A 4,230-nucleotide genomic window follows, 5' to 3' on the forward strand; every position below is an offset into this window, starting at 1 on the left:
CCACTTACCAGCTGCCGTGGGTGGAAGGGCTGGAGACCTATGCCGCCGTGCGCTACTACGGCGATGTCTGGTACGACGCCGACAACACCCTGAAGCTGCCCGACTACACCCTCGTCAACGCCGGCGTCGGTTACCGCCTGCTGGCCTCCGGCCATCCGGTGACCCTGCGTGCCAGCGTGGAGAACCTGGCCAACCGCAGGTACTGGTCCAATGCCGGCGTCGGCCTGCCGCGCACCTTCGCGCTCAGCGTGCGGTTCGACATGTAACGGGCCTCGGTAGCGCCCGGCCATGCCCGGCGGCTGCATGCCACGCCGCGCATGGCGCGGCGCTACCGGATTTCACGCGTGGCCCGTAATAATGGTGGCCGATCCTTTCGCCGAGCCTGCATGTCCGCACGCGAATCCCGCCTCAGCCGCCTGTGGGCCCACGAGAAGGCCAGCTATGGCCTGCGGGTGTTCATTGCCCTGACCGCGGCCATGGCCGTGTGCTGGCACCTGGATGCGCTGACCGCGCTGCCCGGCGTGTTCCTCGGCATCATCGCCAGTGCGATTGCCGAGACCGATGACAACTGGTGGGGCCGGACCAAGGCCGTGCTGCTGTCGCTGTTGTGCTTCTGCCTGGCAGCGGCCTCGGTGATCTGGCTGTTCCCCTGGCCGTGGATATTCATCGCGGCCCTGGCGCTGTCCACGTTCGGCCTGACACTGCTCGGTGCACTGGGCGAGCGCTACGCGTCCATCGCCCAGGCGACCGTCACGCTGGCCATCTACACCATGATCGGCCTGGAACAGCATGGCGCCCATGACCTGCACAGTGCGCTGGATGCGGTCAGCCACCTGCTTGCGGGTGCGGTCTGGTACGGGCTGCTGTCGATCCTGTGGACCACGTTGTTCGCCAACCGGCCGGTGCGCGAGCGCGTGGCCCGCCTGTACGTGGAACTGGGCCGTTACCTGCAGCTCAAGGCCGCGCTGTTCGAACCCGTACGCGAGGCGGACCTGCAGCGCCGCCAGCTCGACCTGGCCGAACAGAACCGTCGCGTGGTCGGCGCGCTGAACGAGGCCAAGACCGCGATCCTGGCGCGCTTTGGCCGCTCCGGACGGCCCGGCGTCAACTCCGGCCTGTACCTGCGCCTGTACTACATGGCACAGGATTTCCATGAGCGCGCCAGCTCCTCGCATTACCCGTACGGCGCGCTGGTCGACGCGTTCTTCCACAGCGACGTGCTGTACCGCTGCCAGCGCCTGCTCGACCTGCAGGGCCAGGCCTGTGCACGGCTGGGCGAAGCGATCCGGCTGCGTCGTCCGTTCGTCTACGGCGAGAGCAACCAGCAGGCCGGGCGCGATCTGGCCGATGCCCTGGCCTACCTGCGCGACCAGCAACGCCCGCAGTGGCAGCGCCTGCTCGGCTCGCTGGACCTGCTGGTGCACAACCTGCGCAGCATCGAGCGCCGCCTGCTCGATGCCGAACGATCCGAAGCCAGCCTGGACAACGTCGACACCCGCCTGCGCGACAGCAACCCGCACACGCTGCGCGAAATGGGCGTGCGCGTGCGCCAGCAGCTCACCCCCGGCTCGGTATTGTTCCGCCATGGCCTGCGCATGGCGCTGGCACTGATCGCCGGTTTCGTTGCCATCCATCTGTTCAATGCACAGAACGGCTCGTGGGTCCTGCTGACCATCGTGTTCGTGTGCCGGCCCAGCTTCGGTGCCACCCGCCAGCGCCTGGCCCAACGAATCGTCGGTACGCTTGCCGGCCTGGTGCTGACCTGGGCGCTGCTGCAGCTGTTCCCAACGCTGGAGATCCAGCTGCTGATCGCATTGCTGTCGGCACTGCTGTTCTTCTTCACCCGTACCGACCGCTATCTGGTCGCCTCGGCCGCCATCACGGTGATGGCGCTGACCTGCTTCAACCTGATCGGCGACGGCTTCGTGCTGATCGTGCCGCGCATGGTCGATACGATCCTGGGGTGCGCGATCGCCGCAGCGGCCGCGTTCCTGATCCTGCCGGACTGGCAGGGTCGACAGCTGCACCGCGTGCTGGCGCGGGTGCTGGATACCGCCGCCCGTTATCTGGAATCGGTGCTGGGCCAGTACCGCAGCGGCATGCGCGACGACCTGGCCTACCGCATCGCCCGCCGCGACATGCACAACGCCGATGCCGCACTGTCCACCGCATTGTCGAACATGCTGCGCGAACCGGGCCACGTGCGCCGCAACCTCGATTCGGGTTTCCACTTCCTGGCGTTGTCCAACACCCTGCTCGGGCATCTGTCGGCGCTGGGTGCGCACCGCGACCAGGTCGACAGCTACGCGGGCGATCCACTCGCGCTGGCCGCTGGCGAGCGGGTGCGTAAAGCGCTGCAGCAGCTGGCATCGGYATTGACGGCGCAGCAGCCGGTGTCGGAGGAGGACAACGACGCCGATCGTGCGGTGGCCGCGGAACTGGAGCAGCTCGATGAGACGATGCCGCCGAAACTGCAGTTGATCCGCACGCAGATGGCGCTGGTGCTGCGGATGTTGCCGAAGGTGAGGGCAGCGGCCAATGGCGCGGTGCGCGGCCTGGCCTGAGCGGACGGCATCCACGCATGGCGTGGATCTACTGGAGCGGTATTCGGGCGTGACCCTGTCGGCCGTGCAACATCGTGTTGCGTGCACGGGGGCATTGCGATCACGCCCCGACGCCGATACTGCGGTGTCGCCCACGCAGGATCTCCCCCATGAAGATCGAACTCAACGACCGCACCGCACTGGTCACCGCCTCCACCGCCGGCATCGGTCTGGCCATCGCGCAGGGGCTTGCCGCCGCGGGTGCACAGGTCATCCTCAACGGCCGCAGTACCGACAGCGTGGAACGCGCACGTCAGCGACTGCTGGCTGCAATTCCCGACGCCAACGTGCTGGGCGTGGCCGCCGATCTGTCCGACGCCCGCGGGGTCGACGCGCTGCTGGCCGGCCTGCCGGGCAACGTCGACATCCTGGTCAACAATGCCGGCATCTTCGGCCCGCAGGACTTCTTCGAGACCGACGATGCCACCTGGGAGCAGTACTGGCAGACCAATGTCATGTCCGGCGTGCGCCTGTCGCGCGCCCTGCTGCCGGCGATGGTCGACGCCGGTTGGGGCCGCGTGCTGTTCATCTCCTCCGAATCAGCACGCAACATTCCTGCCGACATGATCCATTACGGCGTCAGCAAGACCGCGCAGCTGTCGTTGTCGCGCGGCCTGGCCAAGCGCGTGGCCGGCAGCGGCGTCACCGTCAATGCGGTGCTGCCCGGCCCGACGTTGTCCGATGGCTTCGCAACGATGTTCGAAGAAGAGCGTGCACGCACCGGCAAGCCGCTGGAACAGATCGGCCGTGAGTTCGTGATGGCCCATCGCCCTGCATCGGTGATCCAGCGCGCGGCCACGGTCGAGGAAGTGGCCAACATGGTGGTCTACCTCGCCTCACCGCAGGCGTCGGCCACCTCCGGCGCAGCGCTGCGGGTCGATGGCGGCGTGGTCGACGATATCGTGTGAGCGTTGGTGGGGTGTGTGGACCAACGGTCCGCACCTACCGCATCCCTGCCTGACAGGCAGGGATGCTAGGCTGCGCCGGTCCAAGGAGGTTCCATGTCCGGTCACAACCAGTTCGCCCTGCTGCGCCAGCGCCGTTTCCTGCCGTTCTTCATCGTGCAGGGGTTGGGTGCCTTCAACGACAACGTGTACCGGCAGGCGATCATCGGCCTGCTGTTCTACCTGGGCGTGGCCGAGAGCGAGCGCACGCTCTACACCAACCTGGCGCCGGCGCTGTTCATCCTGCCCTACTTCCTGTTCTCCGCCCTGGCCGGGCAGATCGCGGAAAAGCTGGAGAAGTCGCGGCTGATCGTGATCACCACCACCATGGAGATCGTGATCATGACGCTGGCTGCGGTGGGCTTTCTCACCGAGAGCCTGCCGGTGCTGCTGGTGGCCCTGTTCTGCACGGGCCTGCAGTCCACCCTGTTCGGCCCGGTGAAGTACTCGGTGCTGCCCTCGGTACTGCGTCCGGAAGAACTGACCGGTGGCAATGGCCTGGTCGAGATGGGCACGTCGATGTCGATCCTGACCGGCATGATCGTCGGCGGCCTGGTGTTCACCCTGGCAGGCACCCATGGCCCGATCGTGGCCGCCACCTCTGTCATCGCGCTGGCGATCTGCGGCAACCTGGCCGCGCGCATGATCCCCAAGGTGGATGCCGGCGCCCCGGACCTGAAGAT

General features: G+C 67.2%; 4 protein-coding genes. All 4 read left to right on the forward strand.

What is annotated here, in order from left to right:
• Positions 1 to 266, forward strand: a 266-nt coding sequence (locus AC1VAN_RS13470; protein WP_480985979.1) for a TonB-dependent receptor domain-containing protein, incomplete at its 5' end; no start/stop codon positions are given.
• A gap of 120 nt (positions 267 to 386) precedes the next feature.
• Positions 387 to 2,564 (forward strand): YccS family putative transporter, encoded by a 2,178-nt coding sequence (gene yccS, locus AC1VAN_RS13475; protein ID WP_480985980.1) that lies wholly within the window; start codon positions 387 to 389, stop codon positions 2,562 to 2,564.
• A gap of 149 nt (positions 2,565 to 2,713) precedes the next feature.
• Complete coding sequence (locus AC1VAN_RS13480) at positions 2,714 to 3,511, forward strand: SDR family NAD(P)-dependent oxidoreductase (protein ID WP_134833185.1); 798 nt, start codon at positions 2,714 to 2,716, stop codon at positions 3,509 to 3,511.
• A 93-nt stretch (positions 3,512 to 3,604) separates the two neighbouring features.
• Positions 3,605 to 4,230: MFS transporter (locus AC1VAN_RS13485; RefSeq protein ID WP_480985981.1), on the forward strand; the 626-nt coding region annotated here is incomplete at its 3' end.

The organism is Stenotrophomonas sp. 05L44_2, assembly GCF_056665995.1.